This window comes from Chryseobacterium echinoideorum, from assembly GCF_007474535.1.
In the GTDB taxonomy this organism is placed as follows: domain Bacteria; phylum Bacteroidota; class Bacteroidia; order Flavobacteriales; family Weeksellaceae; genus Chryseobacterium; species Chryseobacterium echinoideorum.
Genome location: NZ_VKNW01000026.1, coordinates 1 through 2092 on the forward strand (window position 1 = coordinate 1; position 2092 = coordinate 2092).

The following is a 2092-nucleotide window of genomic DNA, read 5'->3' on the forward strand; positions in this document are numbered from 1 at the left end:
AATCCCACCCTAAAGTATTTTTGATGAAAAATCTGATTACCGCAGCATTTCCAGATTTAGAAACAACAGTTGCTTTAGTATCATAAGATCCTAGCATTTGTATACCAACGTTATTATTGGAGAGTGTTGCATAATATTGTGTAAAGTTATACCAAAAATATTTCGACATACTATTTCCAACATTTAATGTTCCGTTGTTTAAGCCACTTTTAATATCATTCATCATATCCGGGTTTCCTTTAGGAAATTTGTATACTGCATTTGTATTTGCATTATATAGTGTATTTCCATTTATCACATTGGAACTCCATGTAAAATTAATGCTACTGTTAGGATTTGGCATCAACTCAAACAGCCAAATATTAAATAGATCTTGCCAATTCATGGTTGTTCAAAATTAAGTTTTTTAAATAACCTGCAAATCCAATAACCTTATTATAGGATTCTCACTAATCTTTTTATAAAGAAGCAATTTAAACGATCTTACAATTCATTTCTCAACCACTTTTTTGCTAATTTATTCAATTCTCCACTTTTATAATATTTTAAACATCGGTTATGAATCATTTTTTTCTTTCCCAAGTCATTTATAGGAGTTCTTGTTATTTTTCTTCCTTCACTCCTTCCGATAGAATCTATTTTGTAAAAATTAGCCCCCATTAAACCATCATAACTAAATGAAGCATCTTTTTCTAATACAATACTATCATATATTTTATTTTCCATTCCTTCTGAAATACAGCTATATGTTACACTTTGTTTAAAAGCTTCTATCGCTTTTATCTTAGTGTAATTTGTACCACATGAAATAAGTGATAGTGATACAATTACAACTTTAAAAATTTTGAATTTCATAGTATTTAATTTAATTCCCAAAAATATATTTCTTTGGCATTTTGAAAATAACAGTGAGACAAACATCCAGAATAACTAAAAAAGTCAGCATGACCTGTTGCTCCAAAATTTACATTAGGCTTTGGAAGCATAATGTAAATCCCCCATTTTCCTTTTAGTGCTTGTAGATATTCCTCTTGTGTTTTATTTTCCAAATGTAAAGGGGGGTTATTTGGATATGCTTTCAACATATATGCTAACATACTTGCCGCATCTAATATATAGTTTTTTCCGTCAGCACCTTTTTCTGTTCTTTGTTGTCCAAATTTATTTTTAAATACAGGGACTGAATGTCCTGAATAGTTTAACGCACGAGAAACCCTAATTGCACATGCATTCCAATATGTTGAAGGGTAAGTTTGATGTAAATTATACAAATTACCACCTATTAATTGATATACTGCTGTATTTTGCATACCTACTGTTCCATCTTTAGGAAATGCATTATAAAAAGCGTTTCGACCAGGTAATGATGTATGCGTTTGTACCTGAATACCATTATAATCATCAATATTAAACTCTACCCCTCCATCATTCCCTTCACTTTCTCCCATAAACCAATTTTTAAACTGTTCCGAAGTCGTTGTAGGATTCTGAATTAAAAAATTAATTCCCCAATATCCAAAATCTTTTCTGTTTGGGTAATCCAGCAGAATATAAGCGAGAATTTTGTCAAACAAAGCCGGGTTTTGTGCCTTCCAGGTGTTTTGGGCAGAAGATAAACCCGAATTGAAATTAAAACCATTGATGTAATTACTAATAGCAGTCTGCATTTCCTGAGCCGTAGATATGGGTCCTATACTGTTGATGAAAGAAACAGCAGCAGCTTTATGTTGGGGATTCTGATTTAAAAAAGTAATAATCTGGGAAGCAAGATCCGGCGATTCCAAAATTTTAAACTTCTGGATACTGGTAAGAGTATATTCCGGTCTCAGTTTTATTCTCAGGGAATTGTAAATCTGATCTGCCGTACCGTAAACATAAGCTCCGGAAGAGTTGCTCGGAAAACTAGCCGTAGGAGTTCCTGTATAATAGGTAGAGCCGGAAGTGACTGTTCCTGAACCGGAACCTGTACCACACTGGGTAAGCATGATCTGGATAGGGTGGGTACAACCGCCTGCTGCGTGAGTCTCGTGACAGGAACACGGACCCGTGATTAAATAAGTAGTACATTCTGCATCTTCTCTAGCAGTGACAG

Annotated in this window: 3 protein-coding genes; all 3 read right to left on the bottom strand. The window is 33.7% G+C overall.

Features of this window, described 5'->3' with window-relative positions; genetic code table 11:
* Window positions 1-385, bottom strand: a 385-nt coding sequence (locus tag FOL89_RS17415) for a hypothetical protein (RefSeq protein ID WP_144284023.1), incomplete at its 3' end; no start/stop codon positions are given.
* Between the two features lie 98 nt (window positions 386-483).
* Window positions 484-855 carry a hypothetical protein gene (locus FOL89_RS17420; protein WP_144284024.1) on the bottom strand — a complete coding sequence of 124 codons (372 nt, stop codon included), beginning with the start codon at window positions 853-855 and terminating at the stop codon, window positions 484-486.
* 5 nt (window positions 856-860) lie between these two features.
* On the bottom strand, window positions 861-2092 hold a 1232-nt coding region (locus FOL89_RS17425), incomplete at its 5' end, for a type VI secretion system amidase effector protein Tae4 (RefSeq protein ID WP_144284025.1).